The organism is Streptococcus sp. Z554 (genome assembly GCF_053010305.1).
Map to the genome: position 1 here is coordinate 76,373 of NZ_JBRKNV010000001.1, position 23,997 is coordinate 100,369.

Genomic DNA, 23,997 nt, shown 5'->3' on the forward strand with positions numbered 1-23,997 from the left:
TTTTTTAAGGGAGATCTTTATGAAAACGAAAAAATGGATGTTAACAGCAGGAGTGGTCCTGAGTACAGCAGCTCTTCTTGTAGCTTGTGGGAAATCTGACAAGGAAGCAGATGCCCCTACAACCTTTTCTTACGTCTATGGAGTAGACCCATCGTCTTTGGACTACAGTATCGCAACTCGTACATCAACGACTGATATCATCGGTAACGTTGTTGATGGATTGTTGGAAAACGACGAATATGGGAATTTGGTTCCTTCGCTGGCTGAGGACTGGAGTGTCTCACAAGACGGTTTGACTTATACTTATAAACTTCGTAAAGGAGTTAAATGGTATACGTCCGAAGGCGAAGAATACGCTGAAGTAACCGCGCATGACTTTGTTACTGGATTGAAACACGTAGCAGATGGGAAATCAGACGGTATTACCCTTATTCAAAACTCCATTAAGGGCTTGAATGAATATATGACTGGTGAGACTAATGACTTCTCTACAGTTGGGGTTAAGGCATTGGATGACTACACAGTCCAGTATACTCTTAATGCACCTGAAAGTTTCTGGAATTCGAAAGTAACTTCAGCAACCATGTTGCCGGTAAACGAGGAATTCCTCAAAGCTTCAGGCAAGAACTACGGAGCAGTCAGTCCATCTGGTATTCTTTATAACGGTCCGTATATCCTGAAGACATTGACTTCAAAATCTTTAATCGAATACGAAAAGAATCCAAATTATTGGGATAAAGAGAAGGTTAAAATTGAGAAGGTAAAATTAACCTACTATGATGGTTCAGACCAAGAATCATTAATCCGTAGCTTCTCTTCAGGTGTTTATACAACAGCTCGTATCTTCCCAAGTAGCTCAAACTTTGCTTCTACATTGGAACAATACGGAGATAAAATCACATACAGTCCACAGGATTCAACGAGTTACTACTTTACCTTTAACGTAAACCGTCAATCTTACAATAAGACTGCGAAAACAAGTGAAGAAGAAAAAACTTCTACAAAAGAAGCAATGTTGAACAAGGACTTCCGTCAGGCAATTAACTTTGCTTTCAACCGTCATTCTTATGCTGCTCAGCTTAATGGTGAAGATGGTGCGGACAAGATTATTCGTAACAGCCTAGTACCAGATAACTTTGTACAATCTGGAGGTAAAAACTTTGGTGATATCGCTCAAGCAGAATTGGTCAACTATGGAGACCAATGGAAAGGTGTTGAGCTGGTAGACGGGAAAGATACTATCTACAATCCTGACAAAGCTAAGGCTTCATTTGAGAAAGCTAAGAAAGAATTGGAAGCAAAAGGTGTAACCTTCCCAATTCACTTGGATGTTCCAGTTGAACAGACAGATACAATTGCCGTTCAACAAAGCAATTCCTTTAAACAATCAATCGAGTCAACTCTTGGTTCTGAAAATGTCGTGATTGATGTCCTTCAAATGACCGATAACGAAAAGGAAAGTATTACATCACAAGCGCGTGTTCCAGCCCAAAAAGACTATGACTTGAACAGTACTGGATGGGCTCCAAGTTATCAAGACCCAGCAAGTTATCTCAATATTATGGATCCTAAGACCGGTTCTGCTATGAAACACCTTGGTATTACGAAAGGTAAAGACAAGGAAGTAGTCGCTCAACTTGGTCTGGACGAATATAAGAAGCTCCTGGATGATGCGGTTTCTGAAACAAACGACTTGGACAAGAGATATGAAAAATATGCTAAAGCTCAAGCATGGCTCACTGATAGCTCTCTCTTGATGCCAACCGCTTCATCAGGTGGTTCACCAGTTGTCAGCAACGTCGTTCCTTTCTCTAAACCATACTCACAAGTAGGTATTAAGGGTGATCCATATATCTTCAAGGGAATGAAATTGCAAAAAGAAATTGTATCTGCTAAAGAATATCAAGCAGCTCTTGAAAAATGGCAAAAAGAAAAATTGGAATCAAACAGTAAATACCAAAAAGAACTAGAAAGTCATGTCAAATAAAACAGACTAGTATTTTTGGAATAAAGGGGCCTATATGGAATGGATTAAACTAATAGGGATAGTTGTCATTGTGGTTGGTTTTATCTATAAATTAGATACCATCGCAACGGTAGTCTTAGCTAGTTTAGTTACAGCTCTAGTTTCTGGAGTTTCTCTTGTTGAGTTCTTGGAAATTTTAGGAAGAGAATTTAGTAATCAACGAGTTCTTACAATTTTTATGGTAACCTTGCCCCTGGTAGGTTTATCTGAAACTTTTGGTCTCAAGCAACGTTCGGTTGACTTGATTCAAAAGATTAAAGGACTGACCGTAGGAAGTTTTTATACAATTTATTTCTTTTTTCGGGAACTCGACGGGTTCTTTGCTATTCGTCTAGGAGGGCAGCCGCAGTTTGTGAGACCCTTGGTTCGACCCATGGGACAAGCAGCGGCAGAGTCACAACTAGGTAGAAAATTAACGGAGCAGGAGAGCGAAGCGCTAAAAGCACGTGCAGCAGCAAATGATAATTTTGCAAATTTCTTTGCTCAGAACACTTTTGTTGGTGCAGGTGGTGTCCTCTTAGTTGGGGGCACTCTGGACCAATTAGGTTACGAAAGTAATTATGCAGGGATCGCTTCGGCTTCTCTTATTGTTGCAGGAGTTGCCTTACTTGTGGTAGGGATTTACAATTACTTATTTGATAGAAAATTGCTAGCGAATAAGCTTAGTAAAGGAAAAGAAGAATGACCAATCTAGCAAGACAGTTATTAGAGTTAACCTATATTGTGATTGGTTGTCAATTTCTTCACACGGCCTATTGTAGTTCTAAAGACAAAACAAACCCAGTTCGCTATGGAACAGCTGGGTTTTGGGCTTTATTGGGAATCAGTTTTATTGGTGGTTCCTATCTACCATCTGTCTATATTGGAGTAATTGTAGTGCTATTAGCCCTACTAACACTCTTTAAACAGGTTCGTATCGGAACCTTACCCTCTCTGGATGAAGTCAAGGCAAATATTGAAGCTAAACGGTTGAAGAATAAAATTTTTATTCCGGTCATGCTGATGGCTTTGATTGCTTTAGTATTAGCAAAAATGATCCCTGAGTTAAGTAAGATTGCTATCAGCCTTGCAGCATTTTTTGCAACCATCTCTCTTTTATTGATTACTAAGAGTTCTCCTAAAAGCTTGCTGGCAGAAAATAATCGCATGGTTCAGCAAGTCTCAACTAGTGGGATTGTTCCACAACTTTTAGGGGCTTTGGGAGCGATTTTTACCGTAGCAGGAGTTGGAGATTTAATGTCACATCTGATAAGTGGTTTTGTGCCTTCGGGGAGTCGGTTGATGGGTGTAGTGGCTTATGTATTGGGAATGGTTCTATTTTCAATGATTATGGGAAATGCCTTTGCGGCCTTTACTGTCATTACTGCTGGAATTGGTGTTCCCTTTGTATTTTCCTTGGGAGCAGATCCAATCGTGGCGGGTGCTCTTGCTATGACAGCAGGTTGTTGTGGGACTTTATTAACCCCAATGGCTGCTAATTTCAATACTCTACCTGTAGCCCTTTTGGATATGAAAGATCCAAATGGTGTTATCAAAGCGCAAGTAGGAGTAGCTATTGTCATGATTATCATACATGTATTTCTGATGTACTTTTTGGCATTTTAGTAAAGGAAATAAAATGAAAATATTAGTTACAGGATTTGATCCTTTTGGTGGTGAACAGGTCAATCCAGCTCTAGAAGCTGTTAAATCATTACCGTCTAAAATTCATGGAGCTGAGATTGCTTGGGTAGAGATTCCAACAGTCTTTTATAAAGCCTCAGAGGTTTTAGAAGCAGAAATCGTTCGCTATCAACCAGATGTTGTTCTTTGCATTGGACAAGCAGGAGGAAGAGCTAGTTTAACTCCTGAGCGGGTTGCCATCAATCAAGATGATGCTAGAATTCCAGATAACCAAGGAAATCAACCGATTGACACTCCAATTCGCCTAGATGGAGAAGCTGCCTATTTTAGCACACTCCCTATCAAAGCAATGGTACAAGCTATAAAAGAAGAAGGGCTACCTGCTTCAGTATCCAATACAGCTGGAACCTTTGTTTGCAATCATCTGATGTATCAGGCTCTCTATTTAGCGGATAAGAAATTTCCTAATATGAGGGCAGGTTTTATGCATATTCCCTATATGACAGAACAAGTGGTAAATAAGCCTAATACTGCATCCATGTGCTTAACAGATATTGTCAGAGGGATCGAGGCTGCGATTGGTGCTATCGTGGACCATAAAGATAAGGATTTGAAATTAGTAGGTGGAGCAACTCACTAATTTAAAAATTAAAGTAAAAAATCCAGATTTTTTTCAGATAACTCTTTATCAATATTGGCTTGATAGAGAGTTTTTTCTTGCTAGATTAAGGAATTTCTTGTAAAATAGAAAAAATGAAAAGAGGTATCGTATGAGTAAAAAAGATAAAAAAATTGAGATTCAATTATCAGACGCTAAAGTAGTAGTTGGAAAAGATCATTACGCTGGTTACACATTAACAATCGGAAAAAAAATAATCGGTGAAATTGCCGAACTAGATGACCAATTTGCTATCGTAAAGAATGGAAATGTCGATAGTTTTTACAAGAATCTTGAAAAAGCTGTGGAAATATTGATTGAGAACTATAATTTAGCAAAATAATGCTTGTTTTTTGCAAATTTTCATGATATAATAGTTTTCGTTGATTGTCGGAGAGATAGCGAAGAGGCTAAACGCGGCGGACTGTAAATCCGCTCCTTCGGGTTCGGGGGTTCGAATCCCTCTCTCTCCATATCATCATTGGGGTATAGCCAAGCGGTAAGGCAAGGGACTTTGACTCCCTCATGCGTTGGTTCGAATCCAGCTACCCCAGTTCTTAGGTAATAAATTCAAGATAAAAAGAAAAATATCTTAGGGTATTTTATTTTTATAATTGAAGACGTTCGAGATGTTCATGTCGTTGCGGGTGCTTAGGAAAAAAATTATAAGTATGTCAAGTTAGAAAAACTTGATTGTTGGAGGATTTTTTAGATGAATGAATTTGAAGATTTGCTAAATAGCGTTAGCCAAGTTGAACCTGGTGATGTTGTTAGTGCTGAAGTATTGACAGTTGATGCTAATCAAGCTAACGTTGCAATCTCAGGAACTGGTGTTGAAGGTGTCTTGACTCTTCGCGAATTGACAAACGATCGCGATGCTGATATCAATGACTTTGTAAAAGTAGGTGAAGTATTTGATGTTCTTGTACTTCGTCAAGTAGTTGGTAAAGATACTGATACAGTAACATACCTTGTATCTAAAAAACGCCTTGAAGCTCGCAAAGCATGGGACAAACTTGTAGGACGCGAAGAAGAAGTTGTTACAGTTAAAGGAACTCGCGCTGTTAAAGGTGGACTTTCAGTAGAATTTGAAGGTTTGCGTGGATTTATCCCAGCTTCAATGTTGGATACTCGTTTCGTACGTAACACTGAGCGTTTCGTAGGTCAAGAATTTGAAGCTAAAATCAAAGAAGTTGACCCTAAAGAAAACCGCTTCATCCTTTCACGTCGTGAAGTTGTTGAAGCAGCTACTGCAGCAGCTCGTGCAGAAGTTTTCGGTAAATTGGCTGTTGGTGATGTTGTAACTGGTAAAGTTGCTCGTATCACAAGCTTCGGTGCTTTCATCGACCTTGGTGGTGTTGATGGATTGGTTCACTTGACTGAATTGTCACACGAACGTAACGTTTCACCAAAATCAGTTGTAACTGTTGGTGAAGAAGTTGAAGTGAAAATCCTTGATCTTAACGAAGAAGAAGGACGTGTATCACTTTCACTTAAAGCAACAACACCTGGACCATGGGATGGCGTTGAGCAAAAATTGGCTAAAGGTGACGTTGTAGAAGGTACAGTTAAACGTTTGACTGACTTCGGTGCATTTGTTGAAGTATTGCCAGGTATCGATGGACTTGTTCACGTATCACAAATTTCACACAAACGTATTGAAAATCCAAAAGAAGCTCTTACAGTTGGTCAAGAAGTTACTGTTAAAGTTCTTGATGTTAATGCTGATGCAGAACGTGTATCACTTTCTATCAAGGCTCTTGAAGAACGTCCAGCTCAAGAAGAAGGACAAAACGAAGAAAAACGTGCTCCACGTCCACGTCGTCCAAAACGTCAAGAAAAACGTGACTTTGAACTTCCAGAAACACAAACTGGATTCTCAATGGCTGACTTGTTCGGAGACATCGAGCTTTAATCAATCAGATTTAATTACAAATCCTTTGTTGTTGAAACAAGGGATTTTTCTTTTTTCAACTAGTATTTTTTGATATAATGGTTTTATGTTATATTCCGAAAAAGAATCCATTTATCAAATGGTCAATGATCAGCTTACTGCACTTTTAGAAGGAGAGTCCAATGTTTTAGCAAATCTATCAAATGCTAGTGCTCTCTTAAAAATGAATTTTCCGCATACTGTTTTTGCGGGTTTCTATCTGTATGATGGAAATGAGCTTATTTTAGGTCCTTTTCAAGGTGGAGTTTCTTGTGTTAGAATTGCACTCGGAAAAGGAGTTTGTGGTGAATCAGCAGCTAGCCGTCAAACAGTTAATGTTGGTGATGTGAAGACTTATCCAAACTATATTTCTTGTGATAGTAGTGCTCGTAGCGAAATCGTACTTCCAATGGTAAAAGATGGACAGCTCCTGGGTGTATTAGATTTGGATTCATCTCATGTAGATGATTATGATTCTATAGATCAACAGTATTTAGAAGAGTTTGTGTCCATTCTACTAGATAAAACAGAATGGAAATTTTCAATGTTTGAGGAGAAAGCATAATGTATCAGGCACTTTATCGAAAGTATAGAAGTCAAAATTTTTCACAGCTAGTGGGCCAGGAAGTTGTTGCTAGAACTCTTAAACAGGCTGTGGAACAGGATAAGATTAGTCATGCCTACTTATTTTCTGGGCCTCGTGGAACTGGTAAAACCAGTGTAGCCAAAATATTTGCTAAGGCTATGAATTGCCCTAATCAAGTAGGGGGAGAACCATGTAATAACTGTTATATCTGTCAAGCTGTAACGGATGGAAGTTTAGAAGACGTTATTGAAATGGATGCGGCTTCTAATAATGGGGTTGATGAAATTCGTGATATTCGTGATAAATCAACTTACGCTCCAAGTATAGCTCAGTATAAGGTCTATATCATTGACGAGGTTCATATGCTTTCAACAGGTGCCTTTAATGCCCTTTTGAAAACACTGGAAGAACCAACTCCAAATGTTGTATTTATTTTGGCAACGACTGAGCTCCATAAAATTCCTGCAACGATTTTGTCTCGTGTTCAACGATTTGAGTTTAAGTCTATTAAGACTCAGGATATTCGAGATCATATTTTCCAGATTTTAGAAAAAGAAGGGATTGATTACGAAAGAGAAGCTGTTGAAATTATTGCTCGTCGGGCTGAAGGTGGAATGCGGGACGCCCTATCTATCCTTGACCAGGCATTAAGTTTAACTCAAGAAGCCACCTTGACAACTGCAGTCTCAGAAGAAATCACAGGGACCATTAGTTTAAGTGCCTTGGATCATTACGTTGCTGCTTTAGCTCAAAAGGATGTACCGGGAGCCTTGGAAAATCTTGACCTGATTTTTGAAAATGGGAAGAGCATGACACGTTTTGTAGTTGATTTGCTGCAATATCTACGTGATATCTTAATTGTCCAAGCAGGCGGAGAAAACACACATTACAGTGATGTATTTAAGAGAAACTTAGACCTTCCGCAAGATGTCTTATTTGAGATGATTAGCCTTGCCACTAGAAGTCTATCTGACATTAAGTCTAGCCTACAACCTAAAATTTATGCTGAAATGATGACGATCCGTTTAGCAGAAATTGATTCTCAACCAGAACTTTCAGGTGAGGTAGCTGAGGAATTGTCTTCTCTTCGAGAAGAAGTTGCACGATTGAAACAGGCCCTAGCCAATGTTGGTTCTAACCCTAAGCAAACTGTTTCTACACCAAGTCGTCCGACTAACTCTAAGTCAATTTATCGTGTGGACCGAAATAAGGTGCAATCTATTCTTCAAGAAGCAGTAGAAAATCCAGACTTAGCCCGTCAAAACTTAATTCGTCTTCAGAATGCTTGGGGAGAAGTCATCGAAAGCCTATCTGGGCCAGATAAGGCACTCTTGGCTGGTTCTCAACCGGTTGCAGCAAACGAACATCATGCGATTTTAGCTTTTGAATCTAATTTTAATGCTGGTCAAACCATGAAACGGGATAACTTGAATCTAATGTTTGGCAATATTCTCAGTCAAGCAGCTGGCTTTTCTCCAGAAATTTTGGCTATTTCACAGGAAGAATGGTTAGAAGTTCGAGCAGACTTTTCTGCTAAGGCTAAATCATCTCAAGGACAAGCTATCAGGGAAGATGTTGAGGAGTCAATACTCCCTCAAGGTTTTGAATTTTTAGCAGATAAAGTAACCATAGCTGAAGACTAAAGGGAATTTGTGGTAGTAGACTATGAACAGACAACAATTCATTATCATGGCCTTATTTACTGCTGCTGAGACTTATTTCTTTAATGAATCCATCATGGAGCAACGGTATATCGTGGCCTTGCTTTGGGCTATTTTGATCCTGAGAAATTTTCGCGTGAGTTATATCATGGGTAAAATTGTGAGCGCTATAGATGATCATTTTCAAGGGAAGAAGTAGCTCCTAGCTTCTAGACAAAATCAAAGCCTTTTAGGCTTTTTTTTGTTATACTATTAAAGTATATTTATTGACATTTTATTGTGTTTTTCTAGGGATTTAAAATGGTTAAATTTCAGGTAAATACAGTAAAATGGATGAAAAGAAAGGAACAATCATGTCAGTATTAGAGATTAAAGATCTTCATGTTGAAATTGAAGGTAAGGAAATTTTGAAGGGGGTTAATTTAACCCTTAAAACAGGAGAGATTGCAGCTATCATGGGACCAAATGGTACCGGTAAGTCTACTCTTTCAGCTGCTATTATGGGGAACCCAAACTATGAAGTCACTAAAGGTGAAGTCTTGTTTGACGGTGTAAACATCCTTGAATTGGAAGTGGATGAGCGCGCTCGTATGGGGCTTTTCCTAGCTATGCAATACCCATCAGAAATTCCTGGGATTACAAATGCTGAGTTTCTTCGTGCAGCTATGAATGCTGGTAAAGAAGATGATGAGAAGATTTCAGTTCGTGAATTTATCACTAAGTTAGACGAAAAAATGGAATTGCTCAACATGAAAGAAGAAATGGCAGAGCGTTACCTCAATGAAGGTTTCTCAGGTGGTGAGAAAAAACGTAACGAAATTCTTCAACTCTTGATGTTGGAACCAACTTTCGCCCTCTTAGATGAGATTGACTCTGGTCTTGATATTGATGCCCTTAAAGTTGTCTCTAAAGGTGTGAATGCTATGCGTGGTGAAGGTTTTGGTGCTATGATCATTACTCACTACCAACGTCTTTTGAACTATATCACACCAGATGTGGTACACGTTATGATGGAAGGTCGTGTTGTTCTTTCTGGTGGTCCAGAATTGGCTGCACGCTTGGAACGTGAAGGATACGCGAAACTAGCTGAAGAACTTGGCTATGACTACAAGGAAGAATTGTAATTCCCTCGTATCTTTTAGGAGAAGTAAATGACTAAAGAAACTATTAAACTTTTTTCAGAAATGCACGCTGAACCAAGCTGGTTGTCAGACCTCCGTCAAAAAGCTTTTGATAAGATTGAGAGTTTGGAATTGCCAGTCATTGAGCGTGTAAAATTTCACCGTTGGAATCTTGGTGATGGTACCATCACAGAAAGTGAACCATCAGCAAATGTTCCTGATTTCACTGCTTTAGATAATCACTTGAAATTGGTGCAGGTTGGAACTCAAACTGTTTTCGAACAAATTCCAGTTGAGTTGGCTGAACAAGGAGTGGTCTTTACAGACTTCCATTCAGCTTTAGAAGAAATCCCAGAACTCGTCGAAGAATTTTTCATGTCATCAGTAAAATACGACGATGACAAATTGGCAGCCTACCACACAGCTTACTTTAATAGTGGCGCTGTTCTCTATATTCCAGACAATGTCGAAATCACAGAACCAATCGAAGGAATTTTCTACCAAGACAGCGATAGCGATGTGCCATTTAACAAGCATATTCTGATCATTGCAGGTAAAAACTCTAAAATCAGCTATCTCGAACGTTTAGAATCACGCGGTGAGGCTAGTGCTAAGGCAACTGCTAATATCACTGTTGAAGTGATTGCACGTTCTGGTGCTCAAGTGAAATTTGCTGCGATTGATCGTCTAGGTGAAAATGTTACAGCCTACATTAGTCGTCGTGGAAAATTAGGCAATGATGCAAGCATTGACTGGGCGATCGGTGTGATGAACGAAGGAAATGTTGTTGCTGACTTTGATAGTGACTTGCTTGGAAACGGTAGTCATGCAGACCTCAAGGTCGTAGCACTTTCAAGTGGTCGCCAGGTGCAAGGGATTGACACTCGCGTAACAAACTACGGTTGCAACTCTATCGGTAATATCCTTCAACACGGGGTTATCCTTGAAAAAGCAACTTTGACATTCAACGGTATCGGACACATCATCAAGGGTGCCAAGGGAGCAGATGCTCAACAAGAGAGCCGTGTTCTCATGCTTTCAGATCAGGCTCGTTCAGATGCAAACCCAATCCTTTTGATTGATGAAAATGATGTTACTGCAGGGCACGCAGCGTCTATTGGACAAGTGGATCCAGAAGACATGTACTACCTCATGAGCCGTGGATTAGATAAGGCAACTGCAGAACGTTTGGTTGTTCGTGGCTTCCTAGGATCTGTAATCGTTGAGATTCCAGTTAAGGAAGTTCGTGATGAAATGATTGCGACGATCGAAGAAAAATTGTCAAAACGCTAAGGGGAAGCCTATGTTAGATGTAGAAGCGATTCGTAAGGATTTTCCAATTTTAGACCAGATAGTCAACGATGAACCATTGGTCTATTTGGACAATGCTGCGACGACACAAAAACCACTAGCAGTAATGGAAGCCATTAACCACTACTATGAGCACGACAATGCCAATGTTCACCGTGGAGTTCATACCTTGGCGGAACGGGCGACAGCATCTTATGAAGCTGCCCGTGAAACTATTGCCAAGTTTATCAATGCAGGCTCTACAAAGGAAGTTCTCTTTACTAGAGGTACGACAACTAGTCTTAACTGGGTAGCGCATTATGCTGAAGAAATCTTGACTGAGGGAGACCAAGTTTTGATTTCTGTCATGGAACATCATTCTAATATCATTCCTTGGCAGGAGGCCTGTCGCAAGACTGGAGCTGAGCTTGTCTATGTCTATCTCAAGGATGGAGCTCTAGATATGGACGATTTGCGTTCTAAATTGACTAACAAGGTCAAGTTTGTTTCGCTAGCCCATGCCTCAAACGTTCTTGGCGTGGTCAATCCTATCAAAGAAATCACTCAATTGGCTCATCAAGTTGGAGCCATTATGGTGGTGGATGGCGCCCAGTCTACACCACATATGAAAATCGATGTTCAGGACTTGGATGTGGATTTCTTTGCCTTTTCAGGTCACAAGATGGCTGGTCCGACTGGTATCGGTGTCCTTTACGGCAAAGAAAAGCATCTAGAGCAAATGTCCCCAGTTGAATTTGGTGGCGAAATGATTGATTTTGTCTTTGAGCAATCTGCTAGTTGGAAGGAATTACCTTGGAAATTCGAGGCTGGAACTCCTAATATGGCAGGCGCTATCGGACTAGTTGCTGCAGTGGATTATTTGGAAAGTATTGGCATGGATGCCATTGAAGCCCACGAACAGGAATTGATTGCATATGTCTTTCCAAAATTACAGGCAATTGAAGGATTGACTATTTATGGTTCGCAAGATTTGGCTCAACGTTCGGGTGTTATTGCCTTTAACCTAGGGGACCTTCATCCTCACGACTTAGCGACAGCTTTGGATTATGAAGGAGTAGCAGTTCGTGCGGGTCACCACTGTGCTCAACCTTTGCTCCAGTATTTGGACGTCCCAGCAACAGCTCGTGCAAGTTTTTATATCTACAATACCAAGGCAGATTGCGACAAGCTAGTCGATGCCTTACAAAAGACAAAGGAGTTTTTCAATGGCACTTTCTAAACTAGATAGCCTCTATATGGCGGTGGTAGCGGACCATTCGAAAAATCCACATCACCAAGGAAAGTTGGAAGATGCTGAACAAATCAGTCTCAACAATCCAACTTGCGGTGATGTCATCAATCTCTCTGTCAAGTTTAACGAGGAAGATCGTTTGGAAGATATCGCTTTTCTAAACTCAGGTTGTACCATCTCAACTGCCTCTGCTAGTATGATGACAGATGTAGTTTTAGGGAAGACCAAGCAAGAAATTTTAGAACTTGCGACCATCTTTTCTGACATGGTCCAAGGACAAAAAGATGAACGTCAGGACGAGCTTGGAGATGCATCTTTCTTATCAGGAGTTGCTAAGTTCCCTCAACGGATCAAGTGTGCAACCCTAGCTTGGAATGCCCTTAAGAAAACAATAGAAGAACAAGAAAACAAATAAGACAAGATTCTTTTGTCTTATGAATCATTAGAATTAAAGAATGAAAGAAAGGATATTATGGCTGAAGAAAGAGTAGAACCAAAACCAATTGACCTTGGTGAATATAAATTTGGTTTCCATGATGATGTGGAGCCTGTCCTATCGACAGGAAAAGGATTGAACGAAGATGTCATCCGTGAACTATCAGCTGCTAAGGGAGAACCTGAGTGGATGTTAGAATTCCGTTTGAAATCTTATGAAACCTTCAAAAAAATGCCCATGCAAACCTGGGGTGCAGACTTGTCAGAGATTGACTTTGATGACTTAATCTATTACCAAAAACCATCTGATAAACCAGCTCGTTCTTGGGATGAAGTACCTGAAAAGATTAAAGAAACCTTTGAGCGTATCGGTATTCCTGAAGCTGAACGTGCTTATCTAGCTGGTGCCTCTGCCCAGTACGAGTCAGAAGTAGTTTACCACAACATGAAGGAAGAATTTGAGAAGTTAGGGATTATCTTTACCGATACAGATTCTGCCCTCAAGGAATACCCAGATTTGTTTAAACAATACTTCGCTAAGTTGGTACCGCCGACTGATAACAAGTTGGCAGCCCTCAACTCAGCAGTGTGGTCTGGTGGAACCTTTATTTATGTTCCTAAAGGAGTAAAAGTCGATATTCCGCTTCAAACTTACTTCCGTATCAACAATGAAAATACAGGTCAATTTGAACGGACCTTGATTATCGTTGATGAAGGAGCAAGTGTCCACTATGTAGAAGGATGTACAGCGCCAACTTATTCAAGCAACAGCTTACATGCTGCCATTGTCGAAATCTTTGCTTTGGACGGAGCTTACATGCGTTATACAACCATCCAAAACTGGTCTGATAATGTCTATAACTTGGTAACCAAACGTGCCAAAGCTTTAAAAGATGCGACTGTTGAGTGGATTGATGGAAACTTGGGTGCCAAAACAACCATGAAATACCCATCTGTTTACCTTGATGGAGAAGGAGCGCGTGGTACCATGCTCTCTATCGCCTTTGCCAATGCTGGACAACACCAAGACACGGGAGCTAAGATGATCCATAATGCACCACATACGAGTTCATCTATCGTGTCTAAGTCTATCGCTAAGGGTGGAGGTAAGGTTGACTATCGTGGACAAGTAACCTTTAACAAAAATTCTAAGAAATCTGTTTCCCACATCGAGTGTGATACCATTATCATGGATGATTTGTCAGCATCTGATACCATTCCATTCAATGAAATTCATAACTCACAAGTCGCTTTGGAACACGAAGCCAAAGTATCTAAGATTTCAGAAGAACAACTCTATTACCTCATGAGTCGCGGATTGTCAGAGACTGAAGCAACAGAAATGATTGTCATGGGATTTGTAGAGCCCTTCACCAAAGAACTTCCAATGGAATACGCAGTTGAGCTTAACCGCTTGATTAGCTATGAAATGGAAGGATCAGTTGGGTAATAAAATGGATAAAAACTGAGCAAATATTAAATTTGTTCAGTTTTTTTAGATATAACTTTATAAATATTCACAAAATCCATTATTTATGGTAAAATAAAACAATTATTGTTAGTGGAGATGAAGAATGAATATTTTTAGAACCAAGGACGTTAGTCTAGGTAAAACAGAAATGCATCGTCATTTGAAATTATGGGATTTAATTCTTTTGGGAATTGGTGCTATGGTGGGAACTGGTATTTTTACCATTACAGGAACAGCTGCAGCAACACTGGCAGGGCCTGCTCTCGTGGTATCTATCGTGATTTCTGCGATCTGTGTGTCCTTATCCGCTCTCTTTTTCGCAGAATTTGCCTCTCGTGTTCCTGCAACGGGTGGAGCATATAGTTATTTATATGCAATTTTGGGTGAATTTCCAGCTTGGATAGCTGGTTGGTTAACCATTATGGAATTTATGACAGCAGTTTCAGGCGTTGCTTCTGGCTGGGCGGCCTATTTTAAAGGTTTGCTTAGTCATTATGGAATTACTCTGCCCCAAGCCCTAAATAGTACATTTAATCCTGAACAAGGAAGCTATATCGACCTCCTTCCAATTCTAGTTATCCTTCTCGTTACAGGTCTTGTATTGTTAGATTCGAAAACAGCTCTAAGATTTAATTCGATACTCGTAGTTTTAAAATTTTCTGCTCTAGCCTTATTTATTCTAGTTGGAATTTGGTACATTAAACCTGAAAATTGGTCAGACTTTGCACCTTTTGGGTTTGGTCAGATTTATGGTGGAAGCACTGGGATTATGGCAGGTGCTTCACTCATGTTCTTTGGATTTTTAGGGTTTGAGTCTATTTCTATGGCTGTTGATGAGATTCAAAACCCTCAGAAAAATATTCCTCGTGGAATAGTTTTATCCTTGATGATCGTAACTATTTTATATGCCTTGGTTACCTTATTATTGACAGGTCTTGTTCACTATAGCAAACTCAACGTTGATGATGCGGTAGCTTTTGCTCTTAGAAGTATTGGTTTAGATTGGGCAGCCAATTATGTTTCTCTTGTAGCTATTTTTACCTTGATTACAGTATGTATTTCTATGACATACGCTTTATCACGAATGATTTATAGTCTGGCTCGTGATGGACTTTTACCTAAAAACTTTAAAGAAGTGACGAAGACAAGTCGGGTTCCTAAGAATGCTACCATCTTAACAGGAGTTGTTTCAGCAATGGCTGCAGGGATTTTCCCTTTGGCAAGTATTGCAGCCTTTCTCAATATCTGTACCTTAGCTTATCTGATTCTGTTAGCGTATGGAATTATCAAACTAAGAAAAGATAAAGGGTTGCCGAAAGAGGAAGAATTTAAAACACCTTTGGTACCGTTTTTACCAATTTTTTCTATTCTTATCTGCTTATCGTTTATGCTTCAATATACTCTTGAAACATGGTTAGCATTTGTGTTGGCCTTGGTAGTAGGAGTTATTATTTACTTTACTTATGGTTATAAAAACTCTAGGCTGTCAAATAATTAATAAAGAAAAAATCGCGAGTTATCGCGATTTTTTATAATTTTTCATTGACGAATCGAATGAAACGATTCCACCAAACTTTTAAGAAGAAGGCCTTTTCAACATTATTTTCAGCGACCATTTCAAAGCTGGGTTTATCAGTGGTAATATAACCTTGACCAACTAAGTCTTTGTCTTCGTAAGTCAGGTTCCCAACGACTGTACCTGCTTCGAGTGGTGCAGTGTGCTCAGTAGTATCAGGTGTGTATGTAACATTTGATTGTGCTTGACTACCAAGACGTTGAACAATTTTTATATCCTCTTTAGCGACTGCTGTAACAGTATCTTGCTTTCCATCATAAACTGGAGATTTGCTATCTTGGTAGCTTTCTCCTTGCTTAACAATTGTTTGGAGAGCAAAGTTTGATGAGATATAATCTAGAAGAGCTGAAGTTGCAGTGAAACGAGCATAAGGATTGCTATCTTGGTTGTCAGCATTAAGAACAACTGTAATGATACGCATTCCTTTTTCTACAGTCGTACCGACAAAAGATGCTCCTGCTTTATCAGTCGTTCCAGTCTTAAGACCATCAATCCCACTGCGGTAGGCAGGCATTCCATCTAACATATAGTTTGTAGAATGAATGGTCATCCCTGCGAAAGTAGAAGAAGGTTTCTTGGTGATTTCTAGAACCTGAGGATACTTGAGGATGAGATTACGTGCAACGACAGCCACATCATAGGCACTCATCTTGTTTTCGTCATCTTTCTTAGAACCAGGATAGATATTATTCCCAAGAGTTTCATTATTTAGTCCAGTTGTATTGACTAGGGTCGCATCTTGGATTCCCCATTCAAGAAGTTTAGCCTTCATCATGTCGACAAAGTCTTTTTCAGATCCAGCAACCTTTTCTGCTAAAGCGATAGCTGCACTATTGGCACTAGATACCAATGTTGCTTCAAGCAATTCTTCAACAGTATAGTTACGAGCTTCCATAGGAACGTTACTTGCTTCTGAGTTAGTCGTGAGCTGGTAAGGATAATCAGATATTTCTACTGGAGTGGAAAGAGTGATTTTTCCTTGCTCGAGAGCCTCATAGACTAGGTAAACAGTCAGTAACTTACTGATGGAAGCAATCTCAACAGGTTGAGTCGCATCTTTCTCGTATAAAATCTTACCGCTAGTAGCTTCGACAGCGATGGCGTGTTTTGCAGCAACATTAAAGTCTTGAGCAAATACAGTAGTAGCAGAACCAAATGAAATAAGCGTCATTAATGTTAAAAATAATTTCTTCATAGTAGTTTTATTCTATCATAAAGATAAAAAATATTCTTGTTTTTATAATGTAGGTTATCAATCTTTTTCGAAATATGGTAAAATAGGAAAAAGAGGAGGTGGCTTATGTTTCGGAGAAATAAACTATTCTTCTGGACCACTGAGATATTATTAATAACCTTAATTTTCTATTTATGGAGAGAAATGGGTGCTATTATTACGCCATTTGTAAGTGTCGTAAATACAATCATGATTCCCTTTTTACTAGGAGGATTTCTCTACTACTTAACAAATCCAATCGTTATCTTTTTAGAGAAGGAATGCCGAATTAACCGAATCATTGGGATTTTGTTAACACTTTGTGTTCTCTTCGGGAGTATCGTAATAGGTGTCGTATATCTCTTACCGATTTTAATCAATCAGTTGAGTAGTTTGATCAATTCTAGCCAAGGCATCTATGGTCGACTCCAAGATTTGGTGATAGAATTATCAAAATATCCTGCTTTCCAAGAGCTTGATATTCAACAAACAATCCAACAATTAAATCTTTCCTATGTCGATATTTTACAAAATATCTTAAATAGTGTGACAAATAGTGTAGGAAGTGTTCTTTCAGCTTTAGTAAGCACTGTTTTAATTATTATTATGACGCCTGTGTTCTTGATTTACTTCCTTCTAGATGGGCATAAATTTTTACCGATGCTAGAAAGAACTATATTAAAACGAGACAAACTGAATATATCTGGTTTAATTACAAACTTGAATGCGACTATTTCCCGTTATATTAGTGGTGTATCAATTGATGCATTCATTATTGGTTTATTGGCCTATATCGGTTATAGTGTCATTGGTTTGAAATATGCATTGGTTTTTGCTATTTTCTCAGGTTTTACAAATTTGATTCCTTATGTTGGGCCGAGTATCGGATTAATACCGATGATTATATCAAATTTGTTCACGGATCCTCAAAAGATGATTATAGCTGTCATCTACATGTTAATTATCCAACAAGTAGACGGGAATATTCTCTATCCCCGTATTGTTGGTGGAGTCATGAAGGTTCATCCGATTACTATTCTTGTTCTCTTATTATTATCAAGTAATATCTATGGGGTCATTGGAATGATTGTTGCTGTTCCCACCTATTCGATTCTCAAGGAAATATCCAAATTCCTAGTTCAACTTTATGAAAAACATAAAGAAGTACAAGAAGTAAAAGAAAAATAAAAATTTTTAAAAAGAAACAGATTCATCTGTTTCTTTATTTTTTTATCCATAGATTCAATACTTAGAGAAAGAATCAGAATAATTAACAAAAACTTTGTAAAACACTTGCAATTTAGCTAAAATTTGATAAAATAGTAAGGAAAGTTAGACTGTATTGCCTACTGTCTATCTATAAAATATATTTTATTGGAGGCTTTTACTCAAATGGCAAAAGAAAAATACGATCGTAGTAAACCACACGTTAACATTGGTACTATCGGACACGTTGACCACGGTAAAACTACCCTAACTGCAGCTATCACAACTGTTTTGGCACGTCGCTTGCCTTCTTCAGTTAACCAACCAAAAGACTATGCGTCTATCGATGCTGCTCCAGAAGAACGCGAACGCGGTATCACAATCAACACTGCACACGTTGAGTACGAAACTGAAAAACGTCACTACGCTCACATCGACGCTCCAGGACACGCGGACTACGTTAAAAACATGATCACTGGTGCCGCTCAAATGGACGGAGCTATCCTTGTAGTAGCTTCAACTGATGGACCAATGCCACAAACTCGTGAGCACATCCTTCTTTCACGTCAGGTTGGTGTTAAACACTTGATCGTCTTCATGAACAAAGTTGACTTGGTTGACGACGAAGAATTGCTTGAATTGGTTGAAATGGAAATCCGTGACCTTCTTTCAGAATACGATTTCCCAGGTGATGACCTTCCAGTTATCCAAGGTTCAGCTCTTAAAGCTCTTGAAGGTGACACTAAGTATGAAGACATCGTTATGGAATTGATGAACACAGTTGATGAGTACATCCCAGAACCAGAACGTGACACTGACAAACCATTGCTTCTTCCAGTCGAGGACGTATTCTCAATCACTGGACGTGGTACAGTTGCTTCAGGACGTATCGACCGTGGTACAGTTCGTGTCAACGACGAAATCGAAATCGTTGGTATCAAAGAAAAAATCCAAAAAGCAGTTGTTACTGGTGTTGAAATGTTCCGTAAACAACTTGACGAAGGTCTTGCAGGAGACAACGTAGGTGTTCTTCTTCGTGGTGTTCAACGTGATGAAATCGAACGTGGACAAGTTATTGCTAAACCAGGTTCAATCAACCCACACACTAAATTCAAAGGTGAAGTTTACATCCTTACTAAAGAAGAAGGTGGACGTCACACTCCATTCTTCAACAACTACCGCCCACAATTCTACTTCCGTACTACTGACGTTACAGGTTCAATCGAACTTCCAGCAGGTACTGAAATGGTAATGCCAGGTGATAACGTGACAATCGACGTTGAGTTGATCCACCCAATCGCCGTAGAACAAGGTACTACATTCTCTATCCGTGAGGGTGGACGTACTGTTGGTTCAGGTATGGTTACAGAAATCGAAGCTTAATTCGATTTAGTTCCCAGAAGAACAATTATTTAAGTCAGACACTAAAAGAATCTTGCTTTGCAAGGTTCTTTTTTTACGGTTTTACAAAGACAAAATAAGAAAGTATGGTAGTTGATTACGGATATAGGAACTGAATTAAACAATTATCTTTTTTACCTAATGTATATCCTAGTTTTTCTGAAGAAATTTTTAAGGACAAAAAGCTTTTCACAAATGCCTATTTTTTTGATAGAATAGAAGGAAGAAAAAAAGAAAGAAGTTCGTCATGTCAAAAGGATTTTTAGTCTCGCTAGAGGGGCCAGAAGGAGCTGGAAAAACAAGTGTGCTTAAAGCTATCCTTCCTTTGTTAGAAGAAAAGAATATTGAGTTTTTAACAACACGTGAGCCAGGTGGCGTTTTGATCGGTGAGAAGATTCGAGAAGTCATTTTAGATCCGAGTCATACTCAGATGGATCCGAAGACAGAGCTTCTTCTCTATATTGCTAGTCGTAGACAACATTTAGTGGAAAAAGTTTTGCCAGCACTTGCAGCTGGGAAAATGGTCATCATGGATCGTTTTATTGATAGTTCTGTTGCATATCAAGGCTTTGGTCGTGGTTTGGATATTGAAGCGATTGATTGGCTCAATCAATTTGCGACAGATGGTCTTAAACCGGACTTGACACTGTATTTTGATATTGAAGTAGAAAAGGGGCTGGAACGAATCGCAGCAAACAGCAATCGTGAAGTCAATCGTTTAGATTTGGAAGGTTTAGACTTGCACAGAAAAGTTCGTCAAGGCTATCTTTCCCTTCTTGAGAAAGAAGGTGAGCGTATTGCTAAAATCGATGCGAGCTTACCATTAAATCAAGTGGTTGAAAATACAAAACAAGTCTTGTTTGACAGAATGGGGCTGACAGAATGAATCAGGAGCAATTAAGAGCTTGTCAACCTCAACAATTTGAGTATTTTCTACGTATCTTGGAACAAAAACAGCTGAATCATGCCTATCTATTTTCGGGTTATTTTGGAAGTCTAGAGATGGCTTTATTCCTATCTAAGAGTTTATTTTGTACAGAAAAGCAGGGTGTTTTACCATGTGAGTCTTGTCGAAATTGTAAGTTGATTGAACAGGAAGAATTTCCTGATGTCACCATTATTCGTCCGATCAATCAAATCATTAAAACGGAACGAATCCGAGAGTTAGTTGGGCAGTTTTCTCAATCAGGAATCGAAAATCAACGTCAGGTTTTTATCATTGAGCAAGCAGAAAAAATGCATCTGAATGCTGCGAATTCACTACTAAAGGTCATTGAAGAACCTCAAAGTGAAACCTATATTTTCTTCTTAACCAATGATCAAGAGCAGATGTTACCAACTATCCGAAGCCGGACACAGATTTTCCAATTTAAGAAACAAGTTGAAAGCCTTATGAATCAACTGGAACAAGCGGGATTGGTCAAAAACAAAGCAAGACTGTTGGCTGAGTTTAGCCAATCGCCATCGGAAGCTGAAAAGCTGACAAATCAAGCAAGTTTTTGGAATTTGGTTGAAGAAAGCGAACGTTTCTATAGTTGGTTGGAGTCTGGGAAAAAGGAATCCTACTTACAAGTTGCAAAATTAGCTAGTTTAGCTGATGACAAAGAAAAACAAGACCAAGTATTCAGAATTTTGGAAGTTTTAGCAGGCCAAGAGATTCAAAAACATGTAGCTCGTACAATTTTGCAAAACCTCCTTGAAGCTAGAAGAATGTGGAAGGCAAATGTTTCCTTTCAAAATGCTTTAGAATTCTTAGTTTTATAATAAAATGAAAATAAATAACAGAAAGGGCTGTCCATGAACAAGAAAGAATTATTTGATGCTTTAGATGATTTTTCTCAACAATTATTGGCAACCTTGGCAGATGTTGAAGCCATCAAAAAGAATCTCAAGAGTGTCGTAGAAGAGAATACAGCTCTCCGTTTAGAGAATGATAAACTAAGAGAGCGCTTGAGTGAGGAAGAAGAAACTGCTCCGACTAAAACCAAACACGTCAGAGAAAATGTGAGCCGAATTTATGACGACGGTTTTCATGTGTGTCGTGATTTTTATGGCCAGCGTCGTGAAAAAGATGCCGAATGTATGTTTTGCGATGAATTGTTGTTTAGGGAGTAAGCATGCAGATTCAAAAAAGTTTTAAAGGGCAATCACCTTATGGTAAGTTATACCTTGTCGCAACTCCGATTGGGAATTTGGAGGATATGACCTTTCGTGCTATTCAGACTTTGAAAGAAGTGAACTGGATTGCTGCTGAGGACACTCGTAATACTGGACTATTGCTCAAGCATTTTGATATTCCGACCAAACAAATCAGTTTTCACGAGCACAACGCCAAGGAAAAGATCCCTGATTTGATTGATTTGTTGAAACAAGGTCAAAACATTGCTCAAGTCTCTGATGCGGGGATGCCTAGCATTTCAGACCCAGGTCATGATTTGGTTAAGGCTGCAATTGAAGAGGATATCCCAGTTGTTACAGTTCCGGGTGCTAGTGCAGGAATTTCTGCCTTGATTGCTAGTGGATTGGCCCCACAACCCCATATCTTTTATGGCTTTCTGCCGCGAAAATCAGGTCAACAAAAGCAATTTTTCGAATTGAAAAAAGACTACCCTGAAACTCAAATTTTCTATGAATCGCCTCACCGTGTAGCAGATACCCTGGAAAATATGTTAGCAGTTTATGGTGACCGTCCAGTAGTTCTAGTTCGAGAATTGACTAAGATTTACGAAGAATACCAACGAGGTTATATTACAGAGTTACTGAAAAGCATCTCTGAAATACCGCTCAAGGGCGAGTGTCTTCTCATTGTAGAAGGAGCTAGTCTAAAAGTAGAAGATAAGGACGAAGAGGATTTATTCTCTGAGATACAAGCTCGTCTCCAGCAAGGAATCAAGAAAAATCAAGCCATTAAGGAAGTCGCAAAGATATATCAGTGGAATAAAAGTCAGCTCTACGCAGCCTACCACGAATGGGAAGAGAAACAATCCAACGACTAAACAGGGAAGTTTGCCTTCTTCCCTTTTTTTGTTATACTAGTAAAAGAAAAAATAGAAAGATTTGTGGGTGTCAGATAGTCCAGTGCTTGTTTTGATATGGACTTAGCTTACACCCAAAGAGGTATTAGTGTCATGTCTCAATCTTATATCAATGTGATCGGTGCTGGTTTGGCAGGTTCTGAAGCAGCCTACCAAATCGCAGAACGTGGTATTCCAGTCAAACTTTATGAAATGCGTGGTGTCAAGTCAACACCTCAGCACAAAACAGACAATTTTGCTGAGTTGGTTTGTTCCAATTCTCTGCGTGGTGATTCACTAACAAATGCTGTTGGCCTCCTCAAGGAAGAAATGCGTCGCTTGGGTTCTGTCATTCTGGAATCCGCAGAAGCTACACGTGTTCCTGCTGGTGGAGCTCTTGCGGTTGACCGTGATGGATTTTCTCAGATGGTCACTGAAAAAATTGCCAACCACCCTTTGATCGAAGTGGTACGTGACGAAATTACCGAATTGCCAACAGATGCCATCACAGTTGTGGCAACTGGTCCTTTGACTAGCGATGCTTTGGCCGAAAAGATCCATGCTCTTAATGGCGGAGACGGTTTTTATTTCTATGATGCTGCAGCTCCAATCGTAGACGTCAATACCATTGATATGAACAAGGTCTACCTCAAGTCTCGTTATGATAAGGGGGAAGCTGCTTATCTCAATGCTCCCATGACCAAACAAGAGTTTATGGATTTCCATGAAGCTTTAGTTAATGCAGAAGAAGCTCCGCTTAACACTTTTGAAAAAGAAAAGTACTTTGAAGGATGTATGCCAATCGAAGTCATGGCCAAGCGTGGCATTAAAACCATGCTCTATGGTCCGATGAAACCAGTTGGTTTGGAATATCCTGATGACTATAAAGGTCCTCGTGATGGTGACTTCAAAACGCCTTATGCAGTTGTTCAGCTTCGTCAGGACAATGCTGCTGGTAGTCTCTATAATATTGTTGGATTCCAAACCCACCTCAAATGGGGTGAGCAAAAGCGTGTCTTCCAAATGATTCCAGGTCTTGAAAATGCTGAGTTTGTCCGTTATGGTGTTATGCACCGTAATTCCTACATGGATTCGCCAAATCTTCTTGAGCAGACATACCGTTCTAAGAAACAGCCAAATCTTTTCTTTGCTGGTCAGATGACGGGTGTGGAAGGCTATGTTGAGTCAGCAGCATCAGGCTTAGTTGCAGGAATCAACGCTGCTCGTCTTTTCAAAGGAGAAAGCCCAGCTATTTTCCCTGAAACAACTGCAATTGGCAGTCTAGCTCATTATATCACCCATGCGGACAGCAAACACTTCCAACCCATGAATGTTAACTTTGGCATTATCAAGGAGTTAGAAGGCGAACGTATTCGTGATAAAAAGGCTCGTTATGAGAAAATTGCAGAACGTGCCTTGTCTGATTTAGAAGAATTTTTATCTGTCTAATTTTTTTGAAAGAATTGCTCATGATACTATAAAAATCCTTGAAATTGTGATAAAATAGGTAGGATGAAAAAAGGAGAGAGAA

At 39.4% G+C, this 23,997-nt stretch carries 23 protein-coding genes and 2 tRNA genes; 24 read left to right on the forward strand and 1 reads right to left on the reverse strand.

The features are described from left to right. The first annotated feature begins 19 nt into the window (after nt 1-19). The 17 genes from ACVC7R_RS00435 (at nt 20) to ACVC7R_RS00515 (ending at nt 15,554) form a co-directional block, all read left to right on the forward strand. Nucleotides 20-1,987, forward strand: a complete 1,968-nt coding sequence (locus ACVC7R_RS00435; RefSeq protein WP_447263044.1) for a peptide ABC transporter substrate-binding protein — start codon at nt 20-22, stop codon at nt 1,985-1,987. A 34-nt stretch (nt 1,988-2,021) separates the two neighbouring features. Next, a complete protein-coding gene (locus ACVC7R_RS00440; RefSeq protein WP_447263045.1) occupies nt 2,022-2,711 on the forward strand; it encodes a DUF969 domain-containing protein in 690 nt (229 codons plus the stop codon). Then, nucleotides 2,708-3,631 carry a DUF979 domain-containing protein gene (locus ACVC7R_RS00445; RefSeq protein WP_447263046.1) on the forward strand — a complete coding sequence of 308 codons (924 nt, stop codon included), beginning with the start codon at nt 2,708-2,710 and terminating at the stop codon, nt 3,629-3,631. The genes ACVC7R_RS00440 and ACVC7R_RS00445 overlap by 4 nt, the downstream gene beginning before the upstream one ends. 13 nt (nt 3,632-3,644) lie before the next feature. Then, nucleotides 3,645-4,289, forward strand: a complete 645-nt coding sequence (pcp, locus tag ACVC7R_RS00450; RefSeq protein WP_447263047.1) for a pyroglutamyl-peptidase I — start codon at nt 3,645-3,647, stop codon at nt 4,287-4,289. Between the two features lie 130 nt (nt 4,290-4,419). Further along, the gene (locus tag ACVC7R_RS00455) at nt 4,420-4,650 is read left to right on the forward strand and encodes a DUF2969 domain-containing protein (protein WP_447263048.1); all 231 of its coding nucleotides are present in this window, start codon (nt 4,420-4,422) and stop codon (nt 4,648-4,650) included. A 49-nt stretch (nt 4,651-4,699) separates the two neighbouring features. After that, a tRNA-Tyr gene (locus ACVC7R_RS00460) sits at nt 4,700-4,780 on the forward strand. Between the two features lie 9 nt (nt 4,781-4,789). After that, nucleotides 4,790-4,861 (forward strand) — tRNA-Gln (locus ACVC7R_RS00465). Nucleotides 4,862-5,019: 158 nt separating this feature from the next. Next, a complete protein-coding gene (gene rpsA / locus ACVC7R_RS00470; protein ID WP_006145742.1) occupies nt 5,020-6,222 on the forward strand; it encodes a 30S ribosomal protein S1 in 1,203 nt (400 codons plus the stop codon). 85 nt (nt 6,223-6,307) lie between these two features. Beyond that, nucleotides 6,308-6,805, forward strand: a complete 498-nt coding sequence (locus ACVC7R_RS00475; protein ID WP_447263049.1) for a GAF domain-containing protein — start codon at nt 6,308-6,310, stop codon at nt 6,803-6,805. Continuing rightward, nucleotides 6,805-8,469 carry a DNA polymerase III subunit gamma/tau gene (gene dnaX / locus ACVC7R_RS00480; RefSeq protein WP_447263050.1) on the forward strand — a complete coding sequence of 555 codons (1,665 nt, stop codon included), beginning with the start codon at nt 6,805-6,807 and terminating at the stop codon, nt 8,467-8,469. The genes ACVC7R_RS00475 and dnaX overlap by 1 nt, the downstream gene beginning before the upstream one ends. Before the next feature lie 22 nt (nt 8,470-8,491). After that, nucleotides 8,492-8,686, forward strand: a complete 195-nt coding sequence (locus ACVC7R_RS00485; RefSeq protein ID WP_004253242.1) for a DUF3272 family protein — start codon at nt 8,492-8,494, stop codon at nt 8,684-8,686. A gap of 154 nt (nt 8,687-8,840) precedes the next feature. Beyond that, on the forward strand, nt 8,841-9,611 hold the full coding sequence (gene sufC / locus ACVC7R_RS00490) for a Fe-S cluster assembly ATPase SufC (RefSeq protein WP_000114489.1): 771 nt from the start codon (nt 8,841-8,843) through the stop codon (nt 9,609-9,611). Nucleotides 9,612-9,638: 27 nt separating this feature from the next. After that, a complete protein-coding gene (gene sufD / locus ACVC7R_RS00495) occupies nt 9,639-10,901 on the forward strand; it encodes a Fe-S cluster assembly protein SufD (RefSeq protein WP_447263051.1) in 1,263 nt (420 codons plus the stop codon). 10 nt (nt 10,902-10,911) lie between these two features. Continuing rightward, complete coding sequence (locus ACVC7R_RS00500; RefSeq protein WP_447263052.1) at nt 10,912-12,138, forward strand: cysteine desulfurase; 1,227 nt, start codon at nt 10,912-10,914, stop codon at nt 12,136-12,138. Further along, nucleotides 12,125-12,565: a Fe-S cluster assembly sulfur transfer protein SufU gene (sufU, locus tag ACVC7R_RS00505; RefSeq protein ID WP_447263053.1), complete on the forward strand. Its 441-nt coding sequence runs from the start codon at nt 12,125-12,127 to the stop codon at nt 12,563-12,565. The genes ACVC7R_RS00500 and sufU overlap by 14 nt, the downstream gene beginning before the upstream one ends. Nucleotides 12,566-12,622: 57 nt before the next feature. Then, on the forward strand, nt 12,623-14,035 hold the full coding sequence (gene sufB, locus ACVC7R_RS00510; RefSeq protein ID WP_049497655.1) for a Fe-S cluster assembly protein SufB: 1,413 nt from the start codon (nt 12,623-12,625) through the stop codon (nt 14,033-14,035). A 124-nt stretch (nt 14,036-14,159) separates the two neighbouring features. Then, on the forward strand, nt 14,160-15,554 hold the full coding sequence (locus tag ACVC7R_RS00515) for an APC family permease (protein WP_447263054.1): 1,395 nt from the start codon (nt 14,160-14,162) through the stop codon (nt 15,552-15,554). 31 nt (nt 15,555-15,585) lie between these two features. Here the strand turns inward: ACVC7R_RS00515 and pbp3 are convergent, their stop codons facing one another. Beyond that, complete coding sequence (gene pbp3 / locus ACVC7R_RS00520) at nt 15,586-16,827, reverse strand: D-alanyl-D-alanine carboxypeptidase PBP3 (RefSeq protein WP_447263055.1); 1,242 nt, start codon at nt 16,825-16,827, stop codon at nt 15,586-15,588. Between the two features lie 105 nt (nt 16,828-16,932). Here pbp3 and ACVC7R_RS00525 point away from each other — a divergent pair, with 105 nt between their 5' ends. From ACVC7R_RS00525 to trmFO, 7 genes are all read left to right on the forward strand, one after another. Then, entirely contained in the window at nt 16,933-18,033 is a 1,101-nt protein-coding gene (locus ACVC7R_RS00525; RefSeq protein WP_447263056.1) for an AI-2E family transporter, read from the forward strand. 204 nt (nt 18,034-18,237) lie between these two features. After that, complete coding sequence (tuf, locus tag ACVC7R_RS00530) at nt 18,238-19,434, forward strand: elongation factor Tu (protein WP_447263057.1); 1,197 nt, start codon at nt 18,238-18,240, stop codon at nt 19,432-19,434. A gap of 265 nt (nt 19,435-19,699) precedes the next feature. Continuing rightward, nucleotides 19,700-20,338 (forward strand): dTMP kinase, encoded by a 639-nt coding sequence (tmk, locus tag ACVC7R_RS00535; RefSeq protein WP_447263058.1) that lies wholly within the window; start codon nt 19,700-19,702, stop codon nt 20,336-20,338. Continuing rightward, nucleotides 20,335-21,216 (forward strand): DNA polymerase III subunit delta', encoded by an 882-nt coding sequence (locus ACVC7R_RS00540; RefSeq protein WP_447263059.1) that lies wholly within the window; start codon nt 20,335-20,337, stop codon nt 21,214-21,216. The genes tmk and ACVC7R_RS00540 overlap by 4 nt, the downstream gene beginning before the upstream one ends. Nucleotides 21,217-21,249: 33 nt before the next feature. Beyond that, a complete protein-coding gene (yabA, locus tag ACVC7R_RS00545) occupies nt 21,250-21,567 on the forward strand; it encodes a DNA replication initiation control protein YabA (RefSeq protein ID WP_447263060.1) in 318 nt (105 codons plus the stop codon). A gap of 2 nt (nt 21,568-21,569) precedes the next feature. Beyond that, nucleotides 21,570-22,448, forward strand: coding sequence for a 16S rRNA (cytidine(1402)-2'-O)-methyltransferase (gene rsmI / locus ACVC7R_RS00550; protein ID WP_447263061.1), 879 nt, complete (start codon nt 21,570-21,572; stop codon nt 22,446-22,448). A gap of 132 nt (nt 22,449-22,580) precedes the next feature. Continuing rightward, nucleotides 22,581-23,915, forward strand: coding sequence for a methylenetetrahydrofolate--tRNA-(uracil(54)-C(5))-methyltransferase (FADH(2)-oxidizing) TrmFO (gene trmFO / locus ACVC7R_RS00555; protein ID WP_447263062.1), 1,335 nt, complete (start codon nt 22,581-22,583; stop codon nt 23,913-23,915). Nucleotides 23,916-23,997 lie beyond the last annotated feature (82 nt).

What these genes read in the sequence shown, in the direction of transcription:
- ACVC7R_RS00435 (WP_447263044.1), top strand. Translation starts at nt 20, where the DNA reads ATGAAAACGAAAAAATGGATGTTAACAGCAGGAGTGGTCCTGAGTACA.
- ACVC7R_RS00440 (WP_447263045.1), top strand. Translation starts at nt 2,022, where the DNA reads ATGGAATGGATTAAACTAATAGGGATAGTTGTCATTGTGGTTGGTTTT.
- ACVC7R_RS00445 (WP_447263046.1), top strand. Translation starts at nt 2,708, where the DNA reads ATGACCAATCTAGCAAGACAGTTATTAGAGTTAACCTATATTGTGATT.
- pcp (WP_447263047.1), top strand. Translation starts at nt 3,645, where the DNA reads ATGAAAATATTAGTTACAGGATTTGATCCTTTTGGTGGTGAACAGGTC.
- ACVC7R_RS00455 (WP_447263048.1), top strand. Translation starts at nt 4,420, where the DNA reads ATGAGTAAAAAAGATAAAAAAATTGAGATTCAATTATCAGACGCTAAA.
- rpsA (WP_006145742.1), top strand. Translation starts at nt 5,020, where the DNA reads ATGAATGAATTTGAAGATTTGCTAAATAGCGTTAGCCAAGTTGAACCT.
- ACVC7R_RS00475 (WP_447263049.1), top strand. Translation starts at nt 6,308, where the DNA reads ATGTTATATTCCGAAAAAGAATCCATTTATCAAATGGTCAATGATCAG.
- dnaX (WP_447263050.1), top strand. Translation starts at nt 6,805, where the DNA reads ATGTATCAGGCACTTTATCGAAAGTATAGAAGTCAAAATTTTTCACAG.
- ACVC7R_RS00485 (WP_004253242.1), top strand. Translation starts at nt 8,492, where the DNA reads ATGAACAGACAACAATTCATTATCATGGCCTTATTTACTGCTGCTGAG.
- sufC (WP_000114489.1), top strand. Translation starts at nt 8,841, where the DNA reads ATGTCAGTATTAGAGATTAAAGATCTTCATGTTGAAATTGAAGGTAAG.
- sufD (WP_447263051.1), top strand. Translation starts at nt 9,639, where the DNA reads ATGACTAAAGAAACTATTAAACTTTTTTCAGAAATGCACGCTGAACCA.
- ACVC7R_RS00500 (WP_447263052.1), top strand. Translation starts at nt 10,912, where the DNA reads ATGTTAGATGTAGAAGCGATTCGTAAGGATTTTCCAATTTTAGACCAG.
- sufU (WP_447263053.1), top strand. Translation starts at nt 12,125, where the DNA reads ATGGCACTTTCTAAACTAGATAGCCTCTATATGGCGGTGGTAGCGGAC.
- sufB (WP_049497655.1), top strand. Translation starts at nt 12,623, where the DNA reads ATGGCTGAAGAAAGAGTAGAACCAAAACCAATTGACCTTGGTGAATAT.
- ACVC7R_RS00515 (WP_447263054.1), top strand. Translation starts at nt 14,160, where the DNA reads ATGAATATTTTTAGAACCAAGGACGTTAGTCTAGGTAAAACAGAAATG.
- pbp3 (WP_447263055.1), bottom strand. Translation starts at nt 16,827, where the DNA reads ATGAAGAAATTATTTTTAACATTAATGACGCTTATTTCATTTGGTTCT.
- ACVC7R_RS00525 (WP_447263056.1), top strand. Translation starts at nt 16,933, where the DNA reads ATGTTTCGGAGAAATAAACTATTCTTCTGGACCACTGAGATATTATTA.
- tuf (WP_447263057.1), top strand. Translation starts at nt 18,238, where the DNA reads ATGGCAAAAGAAAAATACGATCGTAGTAAACCACACGTTAACATTGGT.
- tmk (WP_447263058.1), top strand. Translation starts at nt 19,700, where the DNA reads ATGTCAAAAGGATTTTTAGTCTCGCTAGAGGGGCCAGAAGGAGCTGGA.
- ACVC7R_RS00540 (WP_447263059.1), top strand. Translation starts at nt 20,335, where the DNA reads ATGAATCAGGAGCAATTAAGAGCTTGTCAACCTCAACAATTTGAGTAT.
- yabA (WP_447263060.1), top strand. Translation starts at nt 21,250, where the DNA reads ATGAACAAGAAAGAATTATTTGATGCTTTAGATGATTTTTCTCAACAA.
- rsmI (WP_447263061.1), top strand. Translation starts at nt 21,570, where the DNA reads ATGCAGATTCAAAAAAGTTTTAAAGGGCAATCACCTTATGGTAAGTTA.
- trmFO (WP_447263062.1), top strand. Translation starts at nt 22,581, where the DNA reads ATGTCTCAATCTTATATCAATGTGATCGGTGCTGGTTTGGCAGGTTCT.